Here is a 24,256-nt window from a genome sequence, read left to right on the forward strand (position 1 = left end):
GCCGTCCTTATGCCTGCACCAATGGGCCTGGGTTTTTCAGATACTGCTCGCGAATAGCGCGGGCAGACCAATAAGCCAATGCCGCCACGGTGCCGGTCGGGTTGTAGCCCAGCCCCTGCGGGAAGGCCGATGCACCGATCGAGAACACGTTGTGCACGTCCCAGCTCTGCAGATAGCGGTTGACCGCACTGGTCTTCGGATCTTCCCCCATTACCGCGCCGCCGTTCATGTGGGTGGTCTGGTAACTGGTGGTGTCGAAGTGGCTGTTGGCGTTTTTCGGGCTGCCGGCGATCAGTTTCGGGTTCATCGCCTTGGCGATCGGTGCCATCTTGTCGTACATGAACTGCGCCATCTTGATGTCGTTCTCCTGCCAGTCGAACGTCATGCGCAGCAGCGGCTGACCAAAGACGTTCTTGTAGTTGGGATCGAGATCCAGATAGTTGTTGCGGTACGACTGGTGCGCGCCGTGAGCGTCCATCGAAACGTGGTGGGTGTAAGCATCCGCCACCGCCGCTTTCCACTTGCTGCCCCAGGCCGGGGTGCCCGGCGGGGTCGGCAGGCCGGAGATCGGCTTGGTGCCCGCCTGGTTGACCCAGAACGGCGAACCGCCGACGAAGCCTTCTTTGGCGTGGTCGAAGTTATCGGCGTTGAAGTCGTCTACGCCCACGCCGTTGCCGCCGGCGCCGATGAACGGGTTGGTGAACACGTCTTTATCGAAGAACGCCTTGATGGTGGTCATGTTCTGGTAGGCGAAGTTGCGCCCGACCACGCCTTCGCCGGTCACCGGATCGTAAGGCTTGCCGATGCCGGACAGCAGCATCAGGTGCACGTTGTGGAACTGGAACGCGCCCAGGATCACCAGATCGGCCGGCTGTTCAATCTCGCGGCCCTGCGCATCGACGTAGTTCACGCCGGTAGCGCGGGACTTGTCGTCGGTCAGATTGACCTTCAGCACGTTGGCGTTGGTGCGCAGCTCGAAGCGTTTCTCCATGCGCAGCGCCGGCAAGATGTTGACGTTCGGCGAAGCTTTGGAATACATGTAGCAGGCGTAGCCGCTGCAGAAACCGCAGAAGTTGCACGGGCCCATCTGCGCGCCGTACGGGTTGGTGTAAGAGTCCGAGGTGTTGGCGGACGGCAGGTTGTAAGGGTGATAACCCACCTCCAGCGCCGCTTTCTCGAACAACTGGGCGGAGTAGGTATTTTTCTGCGCCGGCAGCGGGAAGTCGCTGGAGCGATCCGCCGCAAAGCGGTTGCCGCCCTTCTGCGCCACTTTCTGCCCTTTGATGGTCCAGGCGGTGCCGGAGGTGCCGAACACTTTCTCCGCTTTGTCGAAGAACGGTTCCAGCTCGTCGTAGGTCACGCCGAAGTCCTGGATGGTCATGTCCTTCGGAATGAAGTTTTTGCCGTAGCGCTCTTCATAGTGGCTGCGCATGCGCAGTTCGATCGGATCGACGCGGAAATGCACGCCCGACCAGTGCAGGCCGGCGCCGCCGACGCCGGTGCCCGGCAGGAACGCCGCCAGCTGGCGGTAAGGCACCGCGGTCTGGCTGCTGTTATGCCGAATGGTGACGGTGCTTTTCGACAGATCCTGGAACAGCTTGCGGCGGATGTTATAGGTCAGCTCGTCGATCACCTGCGGATAAGACCCGTCCGGATAGGTGTCGCGCATCGGGCCACGCTCCAGCGCCACCACGTTGAGGCCGGCCTCGGTCAGCTCTTTGGCCATGATCGCGCCCACCCAGCCGAAGCCGACGATCACCGCGTCTACTTTTTTCATTACCGTTGCCATGGTTAGCCCCTCTCCCCACGAATCGAGACCGGCGGGAAGGGATAACGCTCCCCTCGCTCAACCCAGTCCATAAAATCGGCGCGCGCGCCCGGAAAATTAATCAGCTTCCAGCCCACCATGTCTTTGTTGCCGCCATGGATAGGATCACTGAAGAAACCTTCGCGGGTGTTTTGCAGCAGATAGGAGAAGAACAGTTTCGACGGCAGCTGCTGGAACTCCGCCTCGCCGGACTCGAACTTTTGCAGCATGGCGTCTTGCTGCGCGCCATCCAGTTCGGCGAAGGGCTTGCCGGCGGTTTTCTTGCTGTAGGCATCGGCGTCACTGATGCCGAGGTTGTAGATTTGCTTGGGCACCAGCGGCAACTGATAGCCCATCTCTTTCGGCACATCGGGGTTGAACGGCCCCTGCATGTACCAGATGGAGCCGGTGGCGTACGGGGTATTCATCTGACGATCGATAAACTCCGGCACGCCGGCTTCCAGTGCGCCGGGGCCGCGTTCGTCGGCCGGGATCAGGCGCGCGACAGCGGCCTTGATGAAGGCCCACTCTTCCGGGGTGAAAAAGGTCGGTTGATAATCGTTCTGCGTTGAGGTGTTCGAGGCCGCGACCGCCGGTGTCGGTGCCGTCAGCGCGCCAACGCCGCTGCCACCAATTACCGCCGCAGGAATTAAGGTCATCGATTTCAACAAGAAATCGCGCCGCGAATTGTTGGTTTTATGATTCGACATGTCACATTCCATCCAAAGATAGTCACAACTATTTAACCGCAACCTTGCGATCGATACGGGTTTTTAAAATAATTTGTTACTTATTTGTATATTTATTGAAGGTCACAATGCGTTCAAACGCAAAAATGTTACCGGTAACTTATTGAATGAACGTAAAGATTTATCCGCTAACGTAAATTTAACTTTTCGTGCGGTTTTTCCGATAAGCGGTGAGGAAATAACGAAAAATGAGAAGTAGGTCGCGCACTGGAACGGCGCCGGAAACAAAATCGGCCGCGTTCAGCGGCCGATTCGACAAGGAAGAGGGTTACTGCGACATCGCCTGGTAGGCGGTGGTCACCTTCCACAAATAGCGCGGCGCCTGCGGCGCCGGGTGCTTTTTCTGGATGTGCTGATAAAACTCGTCCGGGCTCATCTGATTGATGCGATTCACCGCCACGCGCTTGTCCGAGGAGAAGGTGCGCAACATGGCGCCCGCCCCGTTCACGTACGAAACGATGGTGGCGTAACGCAGGGTCTGTGGGTTGTTGATCCCGGCTAGCTGCTGGCTTTGAAGAATATTGATATAGGCCGTTCCCAGATCAATATTGACCGCCGGATCCTTCAGCTCACGCGAGCTGGGTTGCCCGTTTCGTCCTTTCATGCGATAGGCGTCGCGGCCGGCGGTAGAAGCCTTAAGCTGCATCAATCCCACTGCGTTCGAGGTGCTGACCACGTTCGGGTTAAACCCGGACTCCACCTGAATAATCGCTTTAATCAGCGTTTCGTCAACGCCGTAGTTGCTGGCGGCCTGACGAATGTAATCGTTATAAGCAACCGGGGTGCCTGTGCGGTTTACCGGTGCCTGCGGAGGGGGTTTTAACCAACCGCCGCGCGTTGTGCCACTGCCTGAAATATTGCTTGCCGTTTGCGGGTCTTTGGCGCACCCCGACAAAAGCAAAATTGCCGTAAGGCAACCTATTTTTGTTTTCACAGAATCCCTCACTCCTTTCAATGAGTTGCGTAGCATATACAACTTGTAAGGACACCTGCAGTAATTTTTTGGGCTAATCTCAAGGTATCCATATACCAAGAGGTGATTTATGAGTCAATCTGCAACAAACTGCTTTGTGGTGACTTTTCGCTATCAGGAAGAAGGATTAACCGACCTGGCGAAGCTGACCGGGCAATTGACGCGCGAAGGTTTTGTCACGTCGGTGACAGACGAAAATGGCGTTCACCATGAGCTCGGCAGCAACAGTTTTGCGTTCATAACCGTTCTGGATCAAGAGGATGTACAGCGCCTGGCGCAGGGATTCGGGCAGTTGGCATTGGGAAAACAGCCGGAGGTGACGATATGCGCCTGTGAGGACTACCTTCAGCGGTTACATACTGATACATAAAATGCTATAACTCCCCGGACGGTATTATTTTTTCAGTTGGAGAAATACCCCGCCGGCGGTGGGCAAGTGACGCTTGACTTCGCTTCAATTGATATTGATAATCATTTTCATTTGAACCAGGAGACGTCATCATGCCATTGATAAGTTGTGCTTTTCGTCGCAGTCGTCCTTCCCGCGCTGCCGCACTGTTACGCCCTTTCACGCTCGCCTGTCTGCTGCTCGGCGCCGCCTTGGTCAGCCAAAACGCGCTGGCGGAAAAAAAGCTGCGCGTGGTGACGACCTTTACCATCATTCAGGACATTGCCCAGAACGTGGCGGGTGATGCCGCCGTGGTGGAATCCATCACCAAGCCGGGCGCCGAGATCCACGACTATCAACCGACTCCGCGCGACATCGTCAAAGCGCAGCACGCCGACCTGATCCTGTGGAACGGCATGAACCTGGAACGTTGGTTCCAGCGCTTCTTCGAGAACATCAAACAGGTGCCGGCGGCGGTCGTGACCGAAGGCATCACCCCGCTGCCGATCCGCGAAGGGCCGTATAACGGCAACCCGAACCCGCATGCCTGGATGTCGCCAAGCAACGCGCTGGTGTACATCGAGAACATTCGCAAAGCGCTGGTGGAGCACGATCCGGCCCATGCGGAAACTTATAACCGCAACGCCAAAGCCTACGCAGAGAAAATCGGCGCGCTGGACGCCCCGCTGCGCGAACGCCTGGCGCGCATTCCGGCCGCACAGCGTTGGCTGGTGACCAGCGAAGGCGCCTTCAGCTACCTGGCGCAGGACTATCAGCTGAAAGAGGTTTATCTGTGGCCGATCAACGCCGATGAGCAAGGTTCGCCGCAGCAGGTGCGCCGGGTGATCGACGCGGTGCGCGCCCACCATATTCCGGTGGTGTTCAGCGAGAGCACCATTTCCGACAAGCCGGCCAAGCAGGTGGCGAAAGAAACCGGCGCCAAATACGGCGGCGTGCTGTACGTGGATTCGCTGTCCACCCGCGACGGCCCGGTGCCGACCTATATCGACCTGCTTAACACCACCGTGCAAACCATCGCCAAAGGATTCGATCAATGACCCATGAACCGTTTGTCCGCCCTGAATTGAACGTGGACGACGTCACCGTGACCTACAACAACGGACACACTGCCATTCACAACGCCAGCTTTACCCTGGGCGGCGGTTCGATCTGCGCGCTGGTCGGCGTCAACGGCAGCGGTAAATCAACGTTGTTCAAAAGCATCATGGGCCTGGTCAGGCCCACCGCCGGCCGGGTGTCGCTCAGCGACAAACCGGTGGCGGACGCGCTGAAAAAGAACCTGATCGCGTACGTGCCACAGACCGAAGACGTCGATTGGAACTTCCCGGTGCTGGTGGAAGACGTGGTGATGATGGGCCGCTACGGCAAGATGAATTTCCTGCGCATTCCTTCGCGCGAGGATCGGTTGCGGGTCGACAAGGCGCTGGAACGCGTCGGCCTGAGCGAGCTGCGCAGCCGGCAGATCGGCGAGCTGTCCGGTGGCCAGAAGAAGCGCGTGTTCCTGGCGCGTGCGCTGGCGCAACAGGGCACCGTGCTGCTGCTGGATGAACCGTTCACCGGCGTGGATGTGAAAACTGAGAATGCCATTATCGAGCTGCTGCGCGCATTGCGCGACGAGGGGCATTTGATTCTGGTCTCCACCCACAACCTCGGCAGCGTGCCGGAGTTTTGCGATCGGGTGATCCTCATCAATCGCACAGTGCTGGCCGCCGGCCCGACCGAGACCACCTTCACCCAGAGCAACCTGGAGCAGGCATTCGGCGGCGTGCTGCGCCATATTAACCTCTCCGGTCCGGATCTGCACGACGACAACGATCCGCGCACCGTTACGGTGTTGACCGACGATGAGCGCCCGGCGGTGTTCTACGGCCATACCAAGAGCGATCCGCCAGCCAACAGCCAGGCCAGGGAGAAACAATCCTGATGCTGGACCTTCTGCTGCAACCTTTCAGTTACAACTATATGGTGAAGGCCATCTGGGTCAGCGCCATCGTCGGCGCCGCCTGCGCGTTCCTGTCCGCCTACCTGATGTTGAAAGGGTGGTCGCTGATGGGCGATGCGCTGTCGCACTCGGTGGTGCCCGGCGTGGCCGGCGCCTACGCCCTCGGCCTACCCTACGCCGCCGGCGCCTTCTTCACCGGTATGCTGGCGGCGCTGGCGATGACGCTGGTGCGCCATATCACCCGGCTGCGCGAAGACGCCATCATCGGCTTTATCTTCTCCACCTTCTTCGCCGTCGGCCTGCTGATCGTGTCGCTCAACCCCACCTCGGTCAACGTACAGTCGATCATCTTCGGCAATATCCTCGGCATCGCCGACGAAGACGTGCTGCAGGTGGAAATCATCATCGGCGTTTCGCTGCTGATCCTGTGCCTGGTATGGAAAGATCTGCTGGCGGTGTTCTTCGACGAAAGCCACGCAGTGTCGATCGGCCTGTCGCCGCTGCGGCTTAAGATCCTGTTCTTCACCCTGCTCAGCGCCTGCACCGTCGCCGCGCTGCAAACCGTCGGCGCCATTCTGGTGATCGCCATGGTGATCACCCCGGGCGCCACCGCCTACCTGCTGACCGACCGTTTCAGCCGGCTGGTGATCATCGCCATCATCATCGGCGCGTTGACCAGCGGCGTCGGCGCCTACCTGAGCTTCTTCCTCGACGGCGCCACCGGGGGCGTGATCGTCACCCTGCAAACGCTGGTGTTCCTGGCGGCGTTCTTCTTCGCGCCGAAACACGGCCTGCTGGCGGCAAAACGTCGCGTAGCACAGTCACAAACCGGAGGCCGCTGATGGACACGCTCTACCAACTGCTCAGCGAACCCTTCGCCTACCCGTTCATGCAGCGGGCGATCGTCGCCGCCATCGTCACCGGCGTAGTGTGCGCCGTGCTCTCCTGTTATCTGGTGCTCAAAGGGTGGTCGCTGATGGGCGACGCCATCTCGCACGCGGTGCTGCCCGGCATCGTGGTGGCGTTCGTGGTCGGCATCCCGCTGGCGATCGGCGCGTTCCTCTCCGGCATCTTTTGCGCGGTAGCCACCGGCTACCTGAAAGAGAACAGCCGGGTAAAAGAAGACACGGTGATGGGCATCGTCTTTTCCGGCATGTTCGCCTTCGGCCTGGTGCTGTTCTCGCGCATCGACACCGACCAGCACCTGAGCCACATTCTGTTCGGCAACATGCTGGGCATTACCGACGGCGAGCTGAAGCAAACCCTGCTGATCGCCGGCATCACCCTGGCGGTGGTGCTGCTCAAGCGCAAAGACTTCATGCTGTACTGCTTCGATCCGCATCATGCGCGGGTGATTGGCCTGCCGGTCAAGCTGCTGCACTACGGGCTGCTGTGCCTGCTGGCGATGACCATCGTCGCCTCGCTGCAGGCCGTGGGGGTGATCCTGGTGATCGCTATGCTGATCGCCCCTGGCATCATCGCCTTTATGCTGTGCCGCCGCTTCGATCGCATGCTGATGGTGGCGACGGTGGTGTCGGTGTTCTCTTGCGTGCTCGGCACCCTGATCAGTTTCCACATCGACGGCGCCACCGGGCCCTGCATCGTCATTGTGCAAGCCGTGCTGTTCGTTATCGCTTTGTTGTACAGTAAATTGCGTCCGTTACAGCGTAACCAAACCGCCCTGAGCGGCAGTTAAGCGCCCCTCTGATGCGGCGGTGATCACCGCCGCATCCTGTTTCCCCTGCTCGCTTATCCGTTGTCATCAAGTTGCAACCGGTATTGCGCTTAAATTAATCAATAGGGTATATACTTTGAGCTGGCGAGGCGCTGAAAAAATCGCCACCTTTGACGCCGGCTGTGCGCCGCGTCGTGTTTTCACCACGGGAAAGACGCTAACCTAATGAATTATCAGGCAGCACAGAGGGGGAAATACCATGTGGCAAGCCGTTAGCCGTCTGTTAAGTGAACATCTTGGCAGCGCAGAGATACGCGAAAGGATTGAACTGCCCGGGGGCGACATTCACCCGGCGTGGCGCGTGAGTTACGGTGACAACGAAGTGTTCGTGAAATGCGACGCCCGTGAACAACTGCCGATATTCACCGCCGAGGCCGATCAGCTGGCGTTGCTGGCGCGCAGCAAAAGCGTGCGGGTGCCGGAAGTGTACGGCGTCGGCAGCGATCGCGACTACAGCTTCCTGCTGCTGGAGTATCAGCAGCTGAAACCCCTCGACGCCCACGGCGCCTACTGCCTGGGCCAGCAGCTGGCGCACCTGCACCAGTGGAGCGAGCAACCGCAGTTCGGTCTCGACTTCGACAGCGATCTGACCACCACCCCGCAACCCAATGCCTGGCAGCGCCGCTGGTCGGAATTCTTCGCTGAGCAGCGCATCGGCTGGCAGCTGCAGCTGGCGGCGGAGAAAGGCATGACCTTCGGTGACATCGACGACATCGTCGATCGGGTGTATCTGCGCTTGCAGCACCACCAGCCGCAGCCTTCCCTGCTGCACGGCAACCTGTGGCCGGGCAACTGCGCGATGACCGCCCACGGGCCGATTCTGTTCGACCCGGCCAGTTACTGGGGCGACCGAGAGTGCGATTTGGCGATGCTGCCGCTGTATCCGGAACTGCCGCCGCAGATCTACGACGGCTATCAGAGCGTGTGGCCGCTGGGTGCCGGGTTTATCGAGCGCCAGCCGCTGTATCAGCTGTACTACCTGCTCAACCGCAGCAACCTGTTCGGCGGCCAGCATCTGGTGGCTGCGCAACGCGCGGTGGAAGCGCTGTTGCAACCCGAGGCGTCGTAACGTTCCGGGGCGCCGCTCGGCGCCCCGTTCATGGCTCAGGCCGCGCCGGCCAATTGCCCCAACAGGCGGATCACGAACCAGGCGATCACCGCAATCACGATCGGCAGGATATACAGCGGGAAATACTGCAGGAAGATGGTGTGGTGTGGCAGCGTGATGCGCGCCTCCAGCTGCTGGCGCGTGTGTCCTTCGCTGCCCTTGGCCTGCTCCAGGATCATCTGGTCTTCCAACCCTTCGCGGATGAACTTGACCTGGCGCGACATGCGCGCGCCGGAAGCCTGCAGCGCCAGCCCGACGAAGATCAGTATGTAGATGATGATGAACATCAGATTGGCGCCGCTGAACAGGCTTTTATCCACATCAGGCACCGGCGAGTTGTACCAGAAAAGATTCAGGAACGGCGTATTGAAACGCACCATGTCCACCATCACATGGACAAAATCCAGCATCACCGCGTTGATGCCCTTGGTTTTTTCACTGTGTTGATAGACAAAGCCCAGCACGGAAATCAGCGTCGACAGCAACGCCGGAATAAAAACTACCCATCCCAGAATGCGTTTCAAAATGGCGATACGCCCGGCCTGTTGATACGTCATGTGTTCCCCTTGTTAGCGACGTAACCGAATCGGCTAAGTCTACCTGCAGTTGGCGAAACTCGCCCACCGTTTTCTTCATTCCCGCTGTGCTACAAGCTTAGCCGAATTCGCCGAAATCAACTGCTTAACGACGTTCGCGCACTATCATTGAAGAGATAACGTTATCCGTTAAGTCAGAGGCCGTCATGATTCGACTGATTATCTTATTGCTGGGCGCGCAGGCGCTGCACGGCCAGCGCCGCCTGCTGGTGCTGTTCGGTTGGCTGTGGATAGCCGCAGGGGCGCTGATGCTGTTCGACATCCTGCAGGATGGCCGGTCCGTACTGGCGCTGGATGCGCTGGCGATCATCCTGGCGCTGGAGGGGCTGGTGGCGATATCCGCCGCGCTGGTGATCGGCTCTTCGGCCAGCCGGCCGGTGCTGCTTAAGGGGCTGGGCTTCGTGTTTATGGCCTTTTTAATGTTGGACGTGCCCGCAGACGATAACATCGTCGCCACCGTGGTGTTTGGCAGCGCGCTGCTGCTCGACGGCGCCGTGCGCATCGCCTCCTCTACGGTGATTCAACACAGCCGATGGAAAACCGTGGCGCTGGCGGGCGGCGGCGAGATCCTGCTTTCGTTGATGATTTTTGTCGGCTGGCCGGCGCCGCATCGGATGACGGTGCCCTTTTGCCTCGGTGTAATGATGGTGCTTTCCGGCTGGGCTTTATTGCGTATCGCCCGGAGACTGACAAGCTTTTCTCTGAATCAGCACCCAACCCGGCAGCCTCCGCACCCGGCGGATGAGGCTGCGCCGCTCACGGTGTATGTCTGGACACCGATTGGTGCGGCTAAAGATCCGCGTCGGCGTTACATCGTCGACCGATACATCGCGGCGGTCGACGACGGTGGCAATATCTCCACCGGTCATGCCGCCCTGGCGCTTGCGCCGGATGTGTATATCAGTCACTACCCCCTCAACGACATCAGCCATTCCGTTCAGGATTTCCGCCAGTTGTTGCATGCCGGCGAACAGAACAACGTCGACGGACGTTTCCTGCCCGACCTGTCGGGCGAGATCGCCGCCTGGTGCCCCCCGGACAAGAAAATTCAGTTCTATCGCTATAACCCGGTGGCGCTGCGCGCATTCTGGTTGCGGTATCGGCAGGACGCAACTTACAACCTGACCCGGCGCAACTGTTCCACCACGGTCATCGGCGCGCTCGACAGTGCGCTGGAGGGCGTGCTGGGCGATAAACATCTGTGGCGCCGTTTTCTGTTACTGGTGCTGGATCCCAACCTGTGGATGCTGGCGGTACTGCGCAGCCGTGGCGAAAGCATGACCTGGACGCCGGGGTTGGTACTGGACTATGCGCGCATGTTGCAACAGGTCACCGAGCGTCAACACCAACGCTGGTGGCTAAAGTTGCGCGAGATGTGGAATATCCTTCGCTTTGGCAAAAGCCAAACGCGCAGGCAAAGATTTTAGTCTCGCCACCGGCGATGATAGAGTATCGGGCACATTCACCCGCGCCGGCAGGAGTTAACCGTTAATGGCTTATTCGCAACGCATTGAAACCGCAATTTTTGATATGGACGGCTTGTTGATCGATTCGGAACCGCTGTGGCTGCAGGCCGAGCTGGATATCTTCGGCGCGTTGGGTCTGGATCTGTCCGATCGCCACAAACTGCCGGACACCCTGGGGCTGCGCATCGATCTGGTGGTGAAGATGTGGTACCAGGCGATGCCATGGCAAGGGGTTTCGCTCGATGAGGTGTCGGCGCGGATTATCGAGCGCGCCATCGAGCTGGTGCACGAGACACGCCCGCTGCTGCCGGGCGTCCGCCAGGCGCTGGAGCTATGCCGCGAGCAGGGGCTGAATATCGGCCTCGCCTCCGCCTCGCCGCTGCACATGCAACAGCAGGTGCTGAAGATGTTCGATCTTGAGGGCTACTTCGATCAGCTGGTTTCCGCCGAATACCTGCCGTACAGCAAACCGCACCCGGAGGTCTACCTGATCGCCGCCGAACGGCTGGGCAGCGATCCGCTGCGCTGCATCACGCTGGAAGACTCCTTTAACGGCATGATCGCCACCAAGGCCGCGCGCATGCGTTCCATCGTGATCCCGGCCGCCGAATACCGCCACGATCCGCGCTGGGCGTTGGCGGACCACCAGTTGGAGACCCTGGAACAGCTCACCCCCGCCCATTTTGCCTGACCTGCGGCGTCGGCCACCGGCGCCCTGGCTTTACGGCTCTACGGCATAAAAGGGATCCGCGCTGCAAAACAAACGAAACAGCGTTTCATTATTATTGAATTGGCATGCTGTTGTTATTATGCTGGGCGGCAGAGAAAGCGACGGCCCGCGTAGCGTTGTCACTGCCACGCAGCGCTCTTCGCGGCCGCCGCTTCCTCCCGCCGCCGCACACTGAAAACCGCCTTCGTTTCTCTCCGTTCTGCACCGCCTATCGCCCGCTTTTTATTCTCACCCGTCGAAATCGATGATTTGTTACGCATTGCCGTAACAAGCCGTTGTAAAACCGGGGAAAATAAACAATTGGTTACAGGGTAACTGCTTCCACTACTGGGAATTTTCCCATATACTGGATAAATTAACAGTTTACCAGCCGGAATCGCAACAGCATGACCGCGGAAGGACACCTTATATTCTCTGTCGCTTGCGCGATCTTCGCCAAGAAGGCGGAAGTGACGCCAGAGCTGGCTACCGGCGACTGGTGGCACATCATACCCGCCGCGCTGCTGACCTCACTGCTGCCGGATATCGATCACCCCAAATCGGTGTTGGGTCAGCGTCTGCGCTGGATTGCCCTGCCCATCGCCCGCGCCTTCGGCCACCGCGGTTTCACCCACAGCCTGCTGGCGATCGCCGGCGGCATGGCGCTGTTCCAGCTGGACGTGCCGCGCAGCTGGCCGATCCCGGCCGACGCGCTGCACGCCATGATCATCGGTTACTTCAGCCATCTGCTGGCCGATATGCTCACTCCCGCCGGCGTTCCGCTGCTGTGGCCATGCCGCTGGCGTTTTCGCCTGCCGCTGCTCAACTCGCAAAAAGGCAATCAGCTCGAGCGCGTGCTGTGTCTGTGCCTGGTGGCGTTTGCCATCTGTTGGCAAGGTGATTTCACCCTGCCGGTGCAATCCTATGTCGAGCAAATCAGAAATATCAGACTCTGATCACAAAAACCCGCTCAACCCATCACCTCCATGTATATAAAACGAACAAAAACACACAAAAAGCTATATCAAATTCCATTTGGATATAAGTAGGCCACTCGGCAAACTGTTACGATATTTACATCGCGACATACGTGATGCGTAGTCGTTTTTATAAGAAAGATTATTGGAGACATTGGGGATGAATCTTCCGCTCGTGATTAACGTGCTGGTGTTTGTCGCGCTCCTGTTGCTGTTGGCGCAAACCCGCCACAAGCAATGGAGCCTGGCGAAAAAAGTGCTGGTCGGCCTGGTGGTCGGCGTGGTGTTCGGCCTGGGCCTGCAGCTGGTGTACGGCGCCGACAACCCGGTACTGAAAGAATCCATCAGCTGGTTCAACATCGTCGGCAACGGCTATGTGCAACTGCTGCAAATGATCGTCATGCCGCTGGTGTTCGCCTCGATCCTGAGCGCGGTGGCCAAGCTGCACAACGCCTCTTCTCTGGGCAAAATCAGCGTCCTGACTATCGGTACGCTGCTGTTCACCACGCTGATCTCGGCGCTGGTGGGCGTGCTGGTCACCAACCTGTTCGGCCTGACCGCCGAAGGCCTGGTGCAGGGCGCGCAGGAAAGCGCGCGCCTGACGGCGATCCAGACCAACTACGTGGGTAAACTGGCCGACCTGACCGTGCCGCAGATGGTGCTGTCGTTCATTCCGAAAAACCCGTTCGCCGATCTGACCGGGGCCAGCCCGACGTCTATCATTAGCGTGGTGATTTTCGCCACCTTCCTCGGCGTGGCGTCGCTGCAGCTGCTGAAAGACGACAAGCCGAAAGGCGAGCGCGTGCTGGTGGCTATCGACACCCTGCAGGCCTGGGTGATGAAGCTGGTGCGCCTGGTCATGAAACTGACGCCGTACGGCGTGCTGGCGCTGATGACCAAAGTGGTCGCCGGTTCCAACATTCACGACATCGTCAAACTCGGCAGCTTCGTGGTGGCCTCATACATCGGTCTGGCCATCATGTTCGTGGTGCACGCTGTGCTGCTGGCCTTCACCGGCGTTAACCCGATGAAGTTCTTCCGCAAGGTGTGGCCGGTGATCACCTTCGCCTTCACCAGCCGCTCGAGCGCCGCCAGCATTCCATTAAACGTGGAAGCGCAGACCCGCCGCCTGGGCGTGCCGGAATCCATCGCCAGCTTCTCGGCGTCGTTCGGCGCCACCATCGGCCAGAACGGCTGTGCGGGCCTCTACCCGGCGATGCTGGCGGTGATGGTTGCGCCGACCGTCGGCATCAACCCGCTGGATCCGGTGTGGATCGCCACCCTGGTCGGCATCGTCACCATCAGCTCCGCCGGCGTGGCGGGCGTGGGCGGCGGCGCCACTTTCGCCGCGCTGATCGTGCTGCCGGCGATGGGCCTGCCGGTGACGCTGGTCGCCTTGCTGATTTCGGTCGAACCGCTGATCGACATGGGCCGTACCGCGCTGAACGTCAACGGCTCCATGGCGGCGGGCACCATCACCAGCCAGCTGATGAAACAAACCGACAAAGCCGTGATGGACAGCGAAGACGAAGTCGAATTGGCTCACCGTTAACGCCGTCTCAAAACGAAAAACCGGGGATTATCCCCGGTTTTTTTATGCCCCGTGTTCGGTCGTTACGGCCGCTCGCCGTTCGCCAGCCGCCGGTTGATGTCGGCAATCACGCCCGGCAAGTGCGCCAGCGTGTCTATCACATAGTGCGCGCCCGCCGCGTACAGTTTATCGGTGGCCGCCGTGCGGCGCTGCTCGATCTCTGCCGCCGCCATCCGGCGATACTCCTGCCAGGTCGCGCCGAACTCGTTGCCGGACAGCGCCAATCCGACGCTCCACATTCCGGCGTTCAGCCCTTCATGAATGCCCGGCACCGCGTCATCCACCTTCACGCAGTGCGCCACCGCATCGATGCCCAGCGCGATCGCATTCTGCAGTGCCATCCACGGCCCTGGCCGCCCGCCGGCCGCGAGATCGTCAGTGGCAACCCAGTAATCCGGCGCGTAGCCGCGCTGCGCGGCGGCGGGCACCAGCACCTCCATCACCGCACGCGGATAACCGGAGCAGGAGCCGATTTTAATGCCCTGTTCGCGCAGCCCGGCAATCACCTGCGGCACGCCCTCGATGGGATCGGCGAAGTCGATCACTTTGGCGATTTGCAGCGGCATAAACGCCTGATACAGCGCGTCGATGTCCTGATGGCTCATAGAGCGGCCCAGCTTCTGCCGCCAGCGCGCGTCGACCGCCGGCAGCTTGCCCAGCGCCTCGATGTGCTGCCATTTGCCCAGCCCCATCGGAATACGCGCTTCCGCCAGGCTGATGTCGATATCGAAGGTTTGCTTGAACGCCTCGACAAAAATCTGCGTTGGCGCAAAGGAACCGAAGTCCACCGTGGTGCCGGCCCAGTCGAGGATCACTGCGTTGATCTGTTTCATGGTCAATCCTTATTGATTCCAGTACATCGCCTGCCCGACGGCCGCCAGCAAACGTTCGATATCTTGCGGGTAAATTTCCCCGATGTTGCCGATACGGAAGCAATCGCTCTGCGACACTTTGCCGGGATAGATCACAAACCCTTGCTGCTTCAGGCGCTGATAAAATTCGGCGAAGCGATAAGTGTCGGCCTTAGGCGAATAGAACGCGGTGATGATCGGCGAATGCAACGCCTCATCGAGCAGAGTCTCAAAGCCCAGGTCGCGCATGCCCGCCACCAGCCGCCGCTGATTGGTTTGATATCGATGGTGGCGCGCGGCAATGCCGCCCTCTTGTTCCAGCTCTTTCAGCGCCTGCGCAAAGGCCAACACGGTGTGGGTCGGCGACGTGAAACGCCATTTGCCGGCCTGGTCTTCCATACAGCGCCACTGGGCATACAGATCCAGCGACAGCGAGCGTGAACGGCCGGCGCATTTCTCCAGCTCGCTGCGGCGGGCGATGACGAAAGCGAAGCCCGGCACGCCCTGAATGCATTTGTTGGCGGAGCTGATCAGAAAATCGATGCCCAGCGCGCCCACATCCAGCGGGATGCCGCCGAAGCTGCTCATGGCATCGACGATAAAGGTCTTGCCGTTGCGCGCCGCCAGGCCGGCGACCTTCTGCAGCGGGTTGAGCATGCCGGTGGTGGTTTCGCAGTGCACCATGGCGATATGGCTGATACGCGCATCGCTTTTCAGCACCGCCTCCATCGCCGCCACGTCCGGCTCATTCACCTCGCCGCAATCGAAAGCGTGGTGGTCGATATCCATCAGCCGCGCCATTTCGATCATCCGCGCCCCGTAGGCGCCGTTGTTGACGATCAGCAGCTTATCCTGTGGGCCGATGACCGTGCCCAGCACGCCTTCCACCGCAAAACTGCCGCTGCCCTGCAGCAGCACCGAGGTGTAGCCGGCGGACGGCGTCGCCAGCGCCACCAACCGTTGGCGGATGCTCTGCACCACGCCCAGGTTGTAATCTTCATCCCAGGTGCAGCTGTCGAACAGCATCGCCTGTTTTACCGTTTTCGACGTGGTCAACGGGCCGGGGGTCAACAGCAGGTAGTTACGATCGGACATGTTATTCACCTATTTGGTCTATACCAGATTACAGGCATTGTGGCGGCAAATTCCTTCCCCGGTCAAACGACAAAGCGCGGTGAAACAAAAAATTCATCTGGCTATGTATAATAAGCGCGTGCCGGAATGTCGGGCCGATGCCATAGCGAGATGAAATGAAAGAACATCAGGGCGATATGCCCCACTACCTGCAGATCAAGGATCAGCTTCAGGCGCGCATCACCCGCGGCGCGCTGCAGGCGGGCGACAAGCTGCCTTCGGAGCGCGAGCTGTGCGCCATCTTCTCCACCACCCGCGTCACCATTCGCGAGAGCCTGGCGCAGCTGGAGGCCACCGGCGCCATCTACCGCGCCGATCGCCGCGGCTGGTTCGTCACGCCGGAACGGCTGTGGCTGGATCCGACGCAGAACACCAACTTCCACCGCCTCTGCCAGGAGCAGGGCCGCACGCCGCGCACCGCGCTGCTGTCCGGCGAAAAAACCACGGTGCCGCTCGACGTGATGCAGCCGCTGGCGCTCGAACCGTTCGATCAGGTGTATCTGCTACGCCGCGTGCGCTACGCCGACGGCCGCGCTATCTGCTATTGCGAAAACCACTGCCTGCCGCAGCGGGTGCCGGAACTGCTCAGCCACGATCTCAACGGCAGCCTGACCGAGGTCTATCAACAGCATTACGCGTTGATTTACAGCAACATGCATCTGTCGTTCTATCCGACGGCCCTGCCTTACCGCGCCGCCAACGCGCTCGGCGCCATGGTCGGCCTGCCCACCTTGTTGCTGCGCCGGTTGAATTACGATCAGCACGGCCGCATTCTCGATTTCGATATCGAATACTGGCGCCACGACAGCCTGCGCATCGAAGTCGATACGCTTTAACCCCCAGCATGACGGGGCTGCACCTGCCGCCCCCTTTTCTCTCCCACGCCCAATCCTCGTTGCCGGCAAATATATTTTGCCGCTTTCATTTGTTTGTCATATTCGCCGATTAGCTTGACCGCATATCTGGTGTATACCAGTTTCGCATTAACCCGCAACAGTGAGGCTGAAGCTATGAAACTTTCTCGTCTGGTCGTGATGACTGCCATCGCACTCGGCGCCGCGCCGGCCTGGGCCGCCGACGCGGTGGTGACCGTCTACTCCGCCGATGGGCTGCACGACGGCGATCACAGCTGGTATCAAACCCAGTTCGACGCCTTCACTCAGGCAACCGGCATCAAGGTGCAGTACGTCGAAGGCGGTTCCGGCGCCATCGTCGAGCGGCTGTCGAAAGAGCGCAGCAACCCGCAGGCCGACGTACTGGTGACGCTGCCGCCGTTCATCCAGCGCGCCGCCGCGGAAAAACTGCTGCAGGATTTCACCCCGCAGGATGCGGCGCAGATCGCCGACGCCCAGCCGCAGTTCGTGCCGCTGGTGAACAACTACCTGAGCTTCATCTATAACGCCAAGCTGTTGCCGCAGGCGCCCGCCAGCTATCAACAGCTGCTGGACGCGCAGTTCCGCAACAAGCTGCAGTACTCCACGCCGGGCCAGGCGGGTGACGGCACCGCAGTGATGCTGCAGGCGTTTCACAGCTTCGGCAGCAAAGACGCCGGTTTCGACTACCTCGGCAAGCTGCAAAGCAACAACGTCGGCCCTTCGGCCTCCACCGGCAAGCTGACCGCGCTGGTCAATAAAGGCGAGCTGCTGGTAGCCAACGGCGATCTGCAGATGAACCTGGCGCAGATGCGCAGCAACCCGAACGTGAAGGTGTTCTGGCCGGCCGGGCCGGACGGCAAGCGCAGCACGCTGGTGCTGCCTTACTATGTCGGCCTGGTGCAAGGCGCGCCGCAAAGCGCCAACGGCAAAAAGCTGATCGACTTCCTGTTGAGCAAAGAAGCGCAGAGCAGCGTCAGCGCCATTTCCTACGGCATGCCGGTGCGTAAGGACGTCACCCCGACCGACGATAACTTCACGCAGTCGCAGGCGGCGCTGAAAGGCGTGGGCATCTGGGCGCCGGACTGGAATCAGGTGGTGAGCAGCCTGTCCGCCGATATCTCCCGCTGGCACCAGGTGACCGAATGACGCTGACGATGCCTTCTACCCTCTCTTCCCGCGCCGAGGCGCGGGATAGCAGCCAGGACATCGCCGGGCCGTCGGGCATTCAGCTCGACCGCGTCAGCGTGGCGTACCGCGGCACCGAGGTGCTGAAACCCCTGACGCTCACCATCGCCCCCGGCGAAGTGCTGGCGCTGATCGGCCCCTCCGGTTCGGGCAAAACCACCGTGCTGCGGGCGATCGCCGGCTTCGTGCAGCCCTCCGCCGGGCGTATTGCCATCGGTGACGTCGATGTCACCGACGTGCCGCCTTATGAGCGCGGTCTGGGCATGGTGGTACAGAACTACGCGCTGTTTCCGCATATGCGCGTCGAAGACAATGTGGCGTTCGGCCTGCGCGCGCAGGGCAAGCCGCGCGGCCTCACCGCCGAACGCGTCGACGAGGCGTTGGCCATCGTCGGCATGTCCGCCTACGCCAAGCGCTATCCCAGCCAGCTCTCCGGTGGCCAACAGCAGCGCGTGGCGATCGCCCGCGCCATCGCGGTGCGCCCCAAAGTCTTGCTGCTGGATGAACCGCTGTCGGCGCTGGACGCGCAAATTCGCCACAGCATGGTGGAGGAGATCGCCCGCCTGCACCGCGAGCTGCCTGACCTGACCATCCTGTACGTCACCCACGATCAGGGCGAAGCGCTGACGCTGGCGGACAAGATTGGCATCATGCGCGACGGCCACCTGATCGCCCACGGCGAGACCCGCGCGCTGTACCATCATCCCACGAACCGCTTCGCCGCCGAGTTCCTCGGCCGCGCCAACCTGCTGCCGGCCACCGCGCTGGAGACCACTACCGGGCAAGGCATGACCACCGTCAGCTGCGCCGGCAAAGTGATCGGCTGCTTTACCTATGGCGCACAACGCGGTTTCGACAAACTGCTGTGTATTCGGCCGCAGCATATCGCGCTCGATGCCGACGCCCAGCGCAGCAACTGCCTCATCGGCACACTGCGCGATATTCACTGGCAGGGGGAATTGACGCACCTGCAGTTCGACGCGCAAGGCCATCCGCTGCGCGTGGTCACCACCCATCGCAACCGGATGCCGCAAATTGGCGAGCGCGTGCCGCTCTATTTCGCCCCCGATGACGCGGTACTGATCGAGGACTGACATGACTGACTCTACGTTTATTCGCCCAGCTCAGCGGCTGCGCTTGCCGCGCCGCCTGTGGATCCTGCTGCCGCTGCTGGTGCTGGCGACGCTGTTTTTCTATCCGCTGGCGCTGATCGTCAAACAGGCGTTTACCGACGATCAGGGGCTGTTCAGCGCCGCCGCGCTGCAACAGGTGTTCGAATCCCGACGCTTTGTCGGCGCCCTGCTCAACACGCTGCAGATTGCGCTGCTGGCGACGCTGGGTTGCCTGGTGCTCGGCACCCTGCTGTCCCTGCTGCTGGTGTTCACGCTGTTCCCCGGCAGCCGCCTGATCGCCCGGGTGATCGATACCTTTATCGCCATGCCGACCTTCCTGATCACGCTGGCCTTCACCTTTATCTACGGCTCCGCCGGCCTGCTGAACGGTACGCTGATGGCGGCCTTCGGTTTTACTCTGCCGCCGGTGGACTTTCTTTACTCCATCTGGGGCGTGATCCTGGCGGAAATCACCGTGTTTACGCCGCTGGTGATGCGCCCGCTGATGGCGGCGCTCTCGCAGATCGATCGCAGCCAGCTCGAAGCCGCCAGCATCCTCGGCGCCCGGCCGGGGCGCGTGGTGCGCCAGGTGATTTTGCCCGCCGCGCTGCCGGCCTTGCTGGCCGGCGGCAGCCTGTGTTTGCTGTTGACCACCAATGAATTCGGCATCGTGCTGTTTATCGGCGCCAAGGGGGTCGCCACGCTGCCGATGATGGTCTACGCCAAAGCGATTCTGGAATCGGATTACGCCGTCGCCTGCACGATCGCCGTCGTGAATATCGCGCTGTCGCTCGGGCTGTTCTCCCTTTACCGCTACGCCGCGGCGCGCGCCGGGCAGAGGAACTGACGATGTTGATTTGGTCTCGCACCGGCCGCACCCTGACCTGCACGCTGGCGGTCACGCTGTTCGCCCTGTTCTTCTGCCTGCCGTTGGCGGTGATCCTGATGTCCAGCCTGAGCGAACAGTGGAACGGCGTGCTGCCGAGCGGCTTCACCCTCAGCCATTTCCGTCAGGCCTTCAGCGGCGCCTCCTGGGACGCGCTGGTCGCCAGCCTGGCTATCGGTTTCAGCGCCAGCCTGTTCGCGTTATTGTGCGGTACCTGGGCGGCGCTGGCGCTGCGCCACTATCAGGGGCGCGGCCAACGGCTACTGAGCACGCTGTTTTTCATTCCCAGCGCGGTGCCTTCGGTCTCTATCGGTCTGGGGATGCTGGTGGCGTTCAGCCAGGGGACGCTGCAGATGAACGGCACCTTCCTGATCGTGCCCGTCGCCCACTTCGTGCTGATTTCTGCCTTCACCTTCGGCAACGTGATGGCCGGGCTGACCCGGCTGCCTGGCGATTACGAAAACGTCGCCGCCAGCCTGGGCGCTTCGCCGTTGTTTCGCCTGCGTCACGTCACCCTGCCGATGATCGCTCCCTATATGATCTCCGCCTTCGCTCTCAGCCTGTCGCTGTCAATGGGTGAACTGGGTGCGACCATGATGATCTACCCACCGAGCTGGGCGACGCTGCCGGTCACTATCTTCAGCCTGACCGATCGCGGCAGCATCGCCAACGGCGCGACGCTGACCATGATCCTGGTGGCGGCCACGTTGCTGCTGATGTTAGTGCTGGAGCGGATTGCGCAGCGGCTGACGCCGGGCGCAAAATAGCAAAAAGGCGCTGCCATGGCAGCGCCTTGTTCATCGAAGCGAAGGGTCAGAACGGGTAGTCGTGATAGCCCTGCTGTTCACTGATGCGCCGGGCGGCGACGTGCAGCAGCGCCACATACTCCTCCCGCGCCGCTTCGGAAAAGCGCAGCGTCGGGAAAGAAATGCTCAGCCCGGCGATCGCCACCCCGAACCGATCGAACACCGGCACCGCGATGCAGCGGATCCCCACTTCCTGTTCCTCGGCATCTTCGCCGTATCCCTGCTCACGCACCCGCTCCAGCACCGGCAGCAGTTCGGCGGCGCTGGTCAGGGTATGCTCGGTGCTGCGGGTAAATTCAATCTGCGACAGGATCTGCGCCACCTCATCCCGATCGCGCCAGGCCAGCAGCACTTTACCGATGGCGGTGCTGTGCAGCGGATTACGGCGACCGATACGCGAATACATGCGCAGGTTGTACATCGCGTCGATCTTGTGGATATAGACGATACCGTCCTCGTCCAAGGCGCCGAGGTGGATGGTTTCGCGGGTGCGGTTCGACAGCTCGCGCATCTGCACGTCAGCGCTGCGGATCAGATCGACGTTCTGCAGCGATTTGGCGCCCAGCTCGAACAGCTTGAGCGTCAGCGCGTATTTTTCCGTCTCGCCTTCCTGCGAGACGTAGCCCAGCGCTTTCATGGTCTGCAAAAAGCGGTAAACGGTGCTTTTGGACATCATCACCCGCTGGGACAGTTCGGTAATGCCAATTTCGCGCTCATCGCCGAGCGCCTGCAAAATGCCGAACACTTTCATCACGGATGAGACAGCATCCGGTTGCTTGTCTGAATCTGCGTTAGCCATGGTGAATACCCTACTTAACGGTTTTGTTTCAGGAAATTTAAACAAGGGTTTCAGTATAATCGGAACAGATCGCGGCGCGCAACGCGGCCGAACGCTAAGCGATTGAAGCCAAATGGATAACCACAGCTCCGCTCACCGCCGTTTACAATTAAGCGGACAAGAGGCATGCAATCACGGGCAAATATGATTAGCATGATAATACTCCCCCTGAATAAATACCGCTGAGACCCACATGCGTCCTTGTTCCGACGGCCTCCCCGTCCCGCAACGCTATGGGGCGATCCTCGCCATCGCCCTTGGCATTACCGTATCCGTGCTCGATGGCGCGATAGCCAACGTGGCGCTGCCCACCATCGCGCGCGATCTCAACGCCAGCCCGGCCAGCTCCATTTGGGTGGTTAACGCCTATCAGTTGGCGATCACCGTGTCTCTGCTGTCGCTGGCGTCGCTCGGCGATCTGATCGGCTATCGCCGCATCTATCAGGCCGGGCTGCTGGTGTTCAGCATCACCTCGCTGTTCTGCGCCCTGTCCGACTCGCTGCTCACGCTGACCATCGCCCGCGTGCTGCAAGGCTTTGGCGCCGCCGCCATCATGAGCGTCAACACCGCGCTGATCCGCATCATCTACCCGCAGCGTTTTCTCGGCCGCGGCATGGGCATCAACTCGCTGATCGTCGCTTGCTCCTCAGCGGCCGGGCCAACGGTGGCGGCGGCGATCCTGTCGGTCGCATCCTGGCAATGGCTGTTCGCCATCAACCTGCCGATCGGTATCGTCGCACTGCTGCTGGGGATGAAATTCCTGCCGGCCAACGGCCAAAAAAGCGATAACCGCCGTTTCGATCCCACCAGCGCCGTGCTGAACGCGTTGACTTTCGGCCTGCTGATCACCGCCATCAGCGGCTTCGCTCAGGGCCAGAGCCTGACGCTGATCTTCAGCGAGATCGCCGCGCTGCTGGCGATTGGCGCGGTGTTCGTGCGCCGCCAGCTGCGTCAGGAATTTCCGCTGCTGCCGGTCGACCTGCTGCGTATCCCCATTTTCGCCCTGTCGATGGGCACCTCAATCTGCTCGTTCGCCGCGCAAATGCTGGCGATGGTGTCGCTACCGTTTTTCCTGCAAAGCGCATTGGGCCGCGACGAAGTGGCGACCGGGCTGCTGTTGACGCCGTGGCCGCTGGCGATCGTGGTGATGGCGCCGATCGCCGGCCGGCTGGTGGAACGCGTGCACGCCGGCCTGCTGGGCTGCATTGGGCTGGCGGTGTTCGCGCTCGGGCTGTTCTCGCTGGCGCTGCTGCCTGCAGATCCGTCAAATGGGGACATCATCTGGCGCATGGTGCTGTGCGGCGCCGGTTTCGGCCTGTTCCAGTCGCCCAACAATCACACCATCATCTCCGCCGCGCCACGCAACCGCAGCGGCGGCGCCAGCGGCATGCTGGGTACCGCCCGCCTGTTGGGGCAAACCTCGGGGGCCGCGCTGGTGGCGCTGATGTTCAACCTGTTCCCCACCTCCGGCACCCACGCTTCGCTGATCCTGGCCGGCGTGTTCGCCACCCTGGCGGCGGCGGTCAGCAGCCTGCGCATCACCCAATCGACGTCGCAAACGGCGCAGCCGAGCCGCGAGGTGAAATAGCGGCCATAGAAACAGCCGAAACCCCATCGATTCTAAAGCCGGCGGTTCCAGCAATGCGGCCGGCCTGAATCACGCTGCGCCAGGTGTGATACGCTTGGCGTCAGTCGCCGCTCCTCAAAGGGCTGCGGCCTTGTTGCAAACACGGTAAATAGGCATCGTCATCCGGATACCAGCCAACAATGTGTTGGCCGTCGTTATCCTCCCCCTCAAAGGCCTTCAGCAGGTATGAAGCGAACATGCGCGTGATCGGTTCAGCGGACTGCGCGCTGTCGATTCGACAGTCGCAGCGCGTCTCTCCGTCAACCTGAACGAAGTTCTGCAATGAGGCGATACATCGCGCGTCGAGATCGCCATGTACATGGATAAATTCCCCCGTTTCTACCAGGGTGAGCACGGCCAGACTTCCCCCCACCACAAACGCGCCGTCGTTTCCAGAGCTGCAATAGGCATGGCGTATGCGGGCATCGTCACGCACGAGCAGCTCGCCCAAACAAATCAGCGTATCCGACTGCAGCCGCCCCAGCACAATGATGCCGCCATCCTCCCGCTGGGGTGACACCGCCATGCACCCCTCTACGATCAAATTTCCCTCTACGACCAGATAATCGTAATCGTGCCTATCGTCCTCGTCTGGGAAAAACGATGGGAGGTGCAGGTCGCCTGAATGCCAGCGTATAGCTGGCTGTTCAGAATCGTAACCATTCCGGTTTAACAACGCCGCAGACGCATCGGCGACGCCGCCCGCCAATATGGTAAGGCGCGCCAGCGCCTCATCACAGCCGAGCAAGGGAAGAACGTTGATTTTCATAGGGCCTCAGGGACAGACGTTATGGTGCCAAAGCATATAGCATGAGCTTCCCAAACCAAGCAAGCGAAGGCGTCAGGCATGGTCGCCTGCAGCGGCTAGCGTACCGAGAGA

Annotated in this window: 24 protein-coding genes; 16 read left to right on the forward strand and 8 right to left on the reverse strand. The window is 60.7% G+C overall.

The features are described 5' to 3' along the window. Positions 1-7 precede the first annotated feature (7 nt). From ACYF6X_RS09665 to ACYF6X_RS09675, 3 genes are all read right to left on the reverse strand, one after another. Entirely contained in the window at positions 8-1,789 is a 1,782-nt protein-coding gene (locus ACYF6X_RS09665) for a GMC family oxidoreductase (RefSeq protein ID WP_025302609.1), read from the reverse strand. Between the two features lie 2 nt (positions 1,790-1,791). Continuing rightward, the gene (locus ACYF6X_RS09670; RefSeq protein WP_049198584.1) at positions 1,792-2,517 is read right to left on the reverse strand and encodes a gluconate 2-dehydrogenase subunit 3 family protein; all 726 of its coding nucleotides are present in this window, start codon (positions 2,515-2,517) and stop codon (positions 1,792-1,794) included. 307 nt (positions 2,518-2,824) lie between these two features. Beyond that, complete coding sequence (locus ACYF6X_RS09675; RefSeq protein WP_025302607.1) at positions 2,825-3,490, reverse strand: transglycosylase SLT domain-containing protein; 666 nt, start codon at positions 3,488-3,490, stop codon at positions 2,825-2,827. A gap of 109 nt (positions 3,491-3,599) precedes the next feature. Between ACYF6X_RS09675 and ghoS the strand changes: the two genes are divergently transcribed. From ghoS to ACYF6X_RS09705, 6 genes are all read left to right on the forward strand, one after another. After that, positions 3,600-3,899, forward strand: a complete 300-nt coding sequence (ghoS, locus tag ACYF6X_RS09680; RefSeq protein ID WP_063989677.1) for a type V toxin-antitoxin system endoribonuclease antitoxin GhoS — start codon at positions 3,600-3,602, stop codon at positions 3,897-3,899. 131 nt (positions 3,900-4,030) lie between these two features. Further along, positions 4,031-4,975 (forward strand): metal ABC transporter substrate-binding protein, encoded by a 945-nt coding sequence (locus ACYF6X_RS09685; protein ID WP_063989676.1) that lies wholly within the window; start codon positions 4,031-4,033, stop codon positions 4,973-4,975. Then, positions 4,972-5,862, forward strand: coding sequence for a manganese/iron ABC transporter ATP-binding protein (locus ACYF6X_RS09690; RefSeq protein ID WP_063989675.1), 891 nt, complete (start codon positions 4,972-4,974; stop codon positions 5,860-5,862). The genes ACYF6X_RS09685 and ACYF6X_RS09690 overlap by 4 nt, the downstream gene beginning before the upstream one ends. Then, on the forward strand, positions 5,862-6,722 hold the full coding sequence (yfeC, locus tag ACYF6X_RS09695; RefSeq protein WP_063989674.1) for an iron/manganese ABC transporter permease subunit YfeC: 861 nt from the start codon (positions 5,862-5,864) through the stop codon (positions 6,720-6,722). The genes ACYF6X_RS09690 and yfeC overlap by 1 nt, the downstream gene beginning before the upstream one ends. After that, complete coding sequence (locus ACYF6X_RS09700; protein WP_063989673.1) at positions 6,722-7,576, forward strand: metal ABC transporter permease; 855 nt, start codon at positions 6,722-6,724, stop codon at positions 7,574-7,576. The genes yfeC and ACYF6X_RS09700 overlap by 1 nt, the downstream gene beginning before the upstream one ends. 238 nt (positions 7,577-7,814) lie before the next feature. Further along, a complete protein-coding gene (locus ACYF6X_RS09705) occupies positions 7,815-8,684 on the forward strand; it encodes a fructosamine kinase family protein (protein ID WP_004931452.1) in 870 nt (289 codons plus the stop codon). Positions 8,685-8,719: 35 nt separating this feature from the next. Here the strand turns inward: ACYF6X_RS09705 and ACYF6X_RS09710 are convergent, their stop codons facing one another. Then, positions 8,720-9,280 carry a YniB family protein gene (locus ACYF6X_RS09710; RefSeq protein ID WP_063989672.1) on the reverse strand — a complete coding sequence of 187 codons (561 nt, stop codon included), beginning with the start codon at positions 9,278-9,280 and terminating at the stop codon, positions 8,720-8,722. 185 nt (positions 9,281-9,465) lie between these two features. On the opposite strand from ACYF6X_RS09710, the gene ACYF6X_RS09715 reads away from it, so the two are divergent. The 4 genes from ACYF6X_RS09715 to ACYF6X_RS09730 all read left to right on the forward strand — a co-directional run bounded on the left by ACYF6X_RS09715 (position 9,466) and on the right by ACYF6X_RS09730 (position 14,023). Next, positions 9,466-10,746 carry an HdeD family acid-resistance protein gene (locus tag ACYF6X_RS09715; RefSeq protein ID WP_107226891.1) on the forward strand — a complete coding sequence of 427 codons (1,281 nt, stop codon included), beginning with the start codon at positions 9,466-9,468 and terminating at the stop codon, positions 10,744-10,746. A 64-nt stretch (positions 10,747-10,810) separates the two neighbouring features. After that, complete coding sequence (gene hxpB / locus ACYF6X_RS09720) at positions 10,811-11,476, forward strand: hexitol phosphatase HxpB (RefSeq protein ID WP_049198577.1); 666 nt, start codon at positions 10,811-10,813, stop codon at positions 11,474-11,476. A gap of 425 nt (positions 11,477-11,901) precedes the next feature. Then, positions 11,902-12,450, forward strand: coding sequence for a metal-dependent hydrolase (locus ACYF6X_RS09725; protein ID WP_004931456.1), 549 nt, complete (start codon positions 11,902-11,904; stop codon positions 12,448-12,450). Between the two features lie 181 nt (positions 12,451-12,631). Beyond that, positions 12,632-14,023, forward strand: a complete 1,392-nt coding sequence (locus tag ACYF6X_RS09730; protein WP_063989670.1) for an L-cystine transporter — start codon at positions 12,632-12,634, stop codon at positions 14,021-14,023. Positions 14,024-14,085: 62 nt separating this feature from the next. On the opposite strand, the gene phnX is transcribed toward ACYF6X_RS09730, so the two are convergent. Both phnX and phnW read right to left on the reverse strand, forming a co-directional pair. Then, positions 14,086-14,895 (reverse strand): phosphonoacetaldehyde hydrolase, encoded by an 810-nt coding sequence (gene phnX, locus ACYF6X_RS09735; protein WP_130017972.1) that lies wholly within the window; start codon positions 14,893-14,895, stop codon positions 14,086-14,088. Between the two features lie 9 nt (positions 14,896-14,904). Then, positions 14,905-16,008, reverse strand: coding sequence for a 2-aminoethylphosphonate--pyruvate transaminase (phnW, locus tag ACYF6X_RS09740; RefSeq protein WP_130017971.1), 1,104 nt, complete (start codon positions 16,006-16,008; stop codon positions 14,905-14,907). A 155-nt stretch (positions 16,009-16,163) separates the two neighbouring features. Between phnW and phnR the strand changes: the two genes are divergently transcribed. The 5 genes from phnR (at position 16,164) to ACYF6X_RS09765 (ending at position 20,872) form a co-directional block, all read left to right on the forward strand. Beyond that, entirely contained in the window at positions 16,164-16,883 is a 720-nt protein-coding gene (phnR, locus tag ACYF6X_RS09745; RefSeq protein ID WP_130017970.1) for a phosphonate utilization transcriptional regulator PhnR, read from the forward strand. A gap of 174 nt (positions 16,884-17,057) precedes the next feature. After that, positions 17,058-18,068: a 2-aminoethylphosphonate ABC transporter substrate-binding protein gene (locus tag ACYF6X_RS09750; protein WP_130017969.1), complete on the forward strand. Its 1,011-nt coding sequence runs from the start codon at positions 17,058-17,060 to the stop codon at positions 18,066-18,068. Positions 18,069-18,076: 8 nt separating this feature from the next. After that, complete coding sequence (gene phnT, locus ACYF6X_RS09755) at positions 18,077-19,201, forward strand: 2-aminoethylphosphonate ABC transport system ATP-binding subunit PhnT (RefSeq protein WP_242512555.1); 1,125 nt, start codon at positions 18,077-18,079, stop codon at positions 19,199-19,201. A 1-nt stretch (position 19,202) separates the two neighbouring features. Next, entirely contained in the window at positions 19,203-20,066 is an 864-nt protein-coding gene (gene phnU / locus ACYF6X_RS09760; RefSeq protein WP_130017967.1) for a 2-aminoethylphosphonate ABC transporter permease subunit, read from the forward strand. A 2-nt stretch (positions 20,067-20,068) separates the two neighbouring features. Beyond that, positions 20,069-20,872 carry an ABC transporter permease gene (locus ACYF6X_RS09765; protein ID WP_063989665.1) on the forward strand — a complete coding sequence of 268 codons (804 nt, stop codon included), beginning with the start codon at positions 20,069-20,071 and terminating at the stop codon, positions 20,870-20,872. Between the two features lie 46 nt (positions 20,873-20,918). On the opposite strand, the gene kdgR is transcribed toward ACYF6X_RS09765, so the two are convergent. Beyond that, the gene (kdgR, locus tag ACYF6X_RS09770) at positions 20,919-21,710 is read right to left on the reverse strand and encodes a DNA-binding transcriptional regulator KdgR (RefSeq protein ID WP_107226897.1); all 792 of its coding nucleotides are present in this window, start codon (positions 21,708-21,710) and stop codon (positions 20,919-20,921) included. A gap of 232 nt (positions 21,711-21,942) precedes the next feature. On the opposite strand from kdgR, the gene ACYF6X_RS09775 reads away from it, so the two are divergent. Next, entirely contained in the window at positions 21,943-23,337 is a 1,395-nt protein-coding gene (locus ACYF6X_RS09775; protein ID WP_063989663.1) for an MFS transporter, read from the forward strand. 100 nt (positions 23,338-23,437) lie between these two features. Here ACYF6X_RS09775 and ACYF6X_RS09780 read toward each other — a convergent pair whose 3' ends face one another. Continuing rightward, on the reverse strand, positions 23,438-24,145 hold the full coding sequence (locus ACYF6X_RS09780; protein WP_130017966.1) for a hypothetical protein: 708 nt from the start codon (positions 24,143-24,145) through the stop codon (positions 23,438-23,440). Positions 24,146-24,256: the final 111 nt, after the last annotated feature.

The sequence above is a fragment of the Serratia sp. ID 25-353 genome (assembly GCF_054792795.1).

What these genes read in the sequence shown, in the direction of transcription:
- phnR (WP_130017970.1), top strand. Translation starts at nt 16,164, where the DNA reads ATGAAAGAACATCAGGGCGATATGCCCCACTACCTGCAGATCAAGGAT.
- ACYF6X_RS09725 (WP_004931456.1), top strand. Translation starts at nt 11,902, where the DNA reads ATGACCGCGGAAGGACACCTTATATTCTCTGTCGCTTGCGCGATCTTC.
- ACYF6X_RS09765 (WP_063989665.1), top strand. Translation starts at nt 20,069, where the DNA reads ATGTTGATTTGGTCTCGCACCGGCCGCACCCTGACCTGCACGCTGGCG.
- phnT (WP_242512555.1), top strand. Translation starts at nt 18,077, where the DNA reads ATGCCTTCTACCCTCTCTTCCCGCGCCGAGGCGCGGGATAGCAGCCAG.
- ACYF6X_RS09730 (WP_063989670.1), top strand. Translation starts at nt 12,632, where the DNA reads ATGAATCTTCCGCTCGTGATTAACGTGCTGGTGTTTGTCGCGCTCCTG.
- phnU (WP_130017967.1), top strand. Translation starts at nt 19,203, where the DNA reads ATGACTGACTCTACGTTTATTCGCCCAGCTCAGCGGCTGCGCTTGCCG.
- ACYF6X_RS09705 (WP_004931452.1), top strand. Translation starts at nt 7,815, where the DNA reads ATGTGGCAAGCCGTTAGCCGTCTGTTAAGTGAACATCTTGGCAGCGCA.
- ACYF6X_RS09750 (WP_130017969.1), top strand. Translation starts at nt 17,058, where the DNA reads ATGAAACTTTCTCGTCTGGTCGTGATGACTGCCATCGCACTCGGCGCC.
- ACYF6X_RS09775 (WP_063989663.1), top strand. Translation starts at nt 21,943, where the DNA reads ATGCGTCCTTGTTCCGACGGCCTCCCCGTCCCGCAACGCTATGGGGCG.
- phnX (WP_130017972.1), bottom strand. Translation starts at nt 14,895, where the DNA reads ATGAAACAGATCAACGCAGTGATCCTCGACTGGGCCGGCACCACGGTG.
- hxpB (WP_049198577.1), top strand. Translation starts at nt 10,811, where the DNA reads ATGGCTTATTCGCAACGCATTGAAACCGCAATTTTTGATATGGACGGC.
- phnW (WP_130017971.1), bottom strand. Translation starts at nt 16,008, where the DNA reads ATGTCCGATCGTAACTACCTGCTGTTGACCCCCGGCCCGTTGACCACG.
- ACYF6X_RS09715 (WP_107226891.1), top strand. Translation starts at nt 9,466, where the DNA reads ATGATTCGACTGATTATCTTATTGCTGGGCGCGCAGGCGCTGCACGGC.
- kdgR (WP_107226897.1), bottom strand. Translation starts at nt 21,710, where the DNA reads ATGGCTAACGCAGATTCAGACAAGCAACCGGATGCTGTCTCATCCGTG.
- ACYF6X_RS09670 (WP_049198584.1), bottom strand. Translation starts at nt 2,517, where the DNA reads ATGTCGAATCATAAAACCAACAATTCGCGGCGCGATTTCTTGTTGAAA.
- ACYF6X_RS09665 (WP_025302609.1), bottom strand. Translation starts at nt 1,789, where the DNA reads ATGGCAACGGTAATGAAAAAAGTAGACGCGGTGATCGTCGGCTTCGGC.
- ACYF6X_RS09710 (WP_063989672.1), bottom strand. Translation starts at nt 9,280, where the DNA reads ATGACGTATCAACAGGCCGGGCGTATCGCCATTTTGAAACGCATTCTG.
- yfeC (WP_063989674.1), top strand. Translation starts at nt 5,862, where the DNA reads ATGCTGGACCTTCTGCTGCAACCTTTCAGTTACAACTATATGGTGAAG.
- ghoS (WP_063989677.1), top strand. Translation starts at nt 3,600, where the DNA reads ATGAGTCAATCTGCAACAAACTGCTTTGTGGTGACTTTTCGCTATCAG.
- ACYF6X_RS09780 (WP_130017966.1), bottom strand. Translation starts at nt 24,145, where the DNA reads ATGAAAATCAACGTTCTTCCCTTGCTCGGCTGTGATGAGGCGCTGGCG.
- ACYF6X_RS09690 (WP_063989675.1), top strand. Translation starts at nt 4,972, where the DNA reads ATGACCCATGAACCGTTTGTCCGCCCTGAATTGAACGTGGACGACGTC.
- ACYF6X_RS09700 (WP_063989673.1), top strand. Translation starts at nt 6,722, where the DNA reads ATGGACACGCTCTACCAACTGCTCAGCGAACCCTTCGCCTACCCGTTC.
- ACYF6X_RS09685 (WP_063989676.1), top strand. Translation starts at nt 4,031, where the DNA reads ATGCCATTGATAAGTTGTGCTTTTCGTCGCAGTCGTCCTTCCCGCGCT.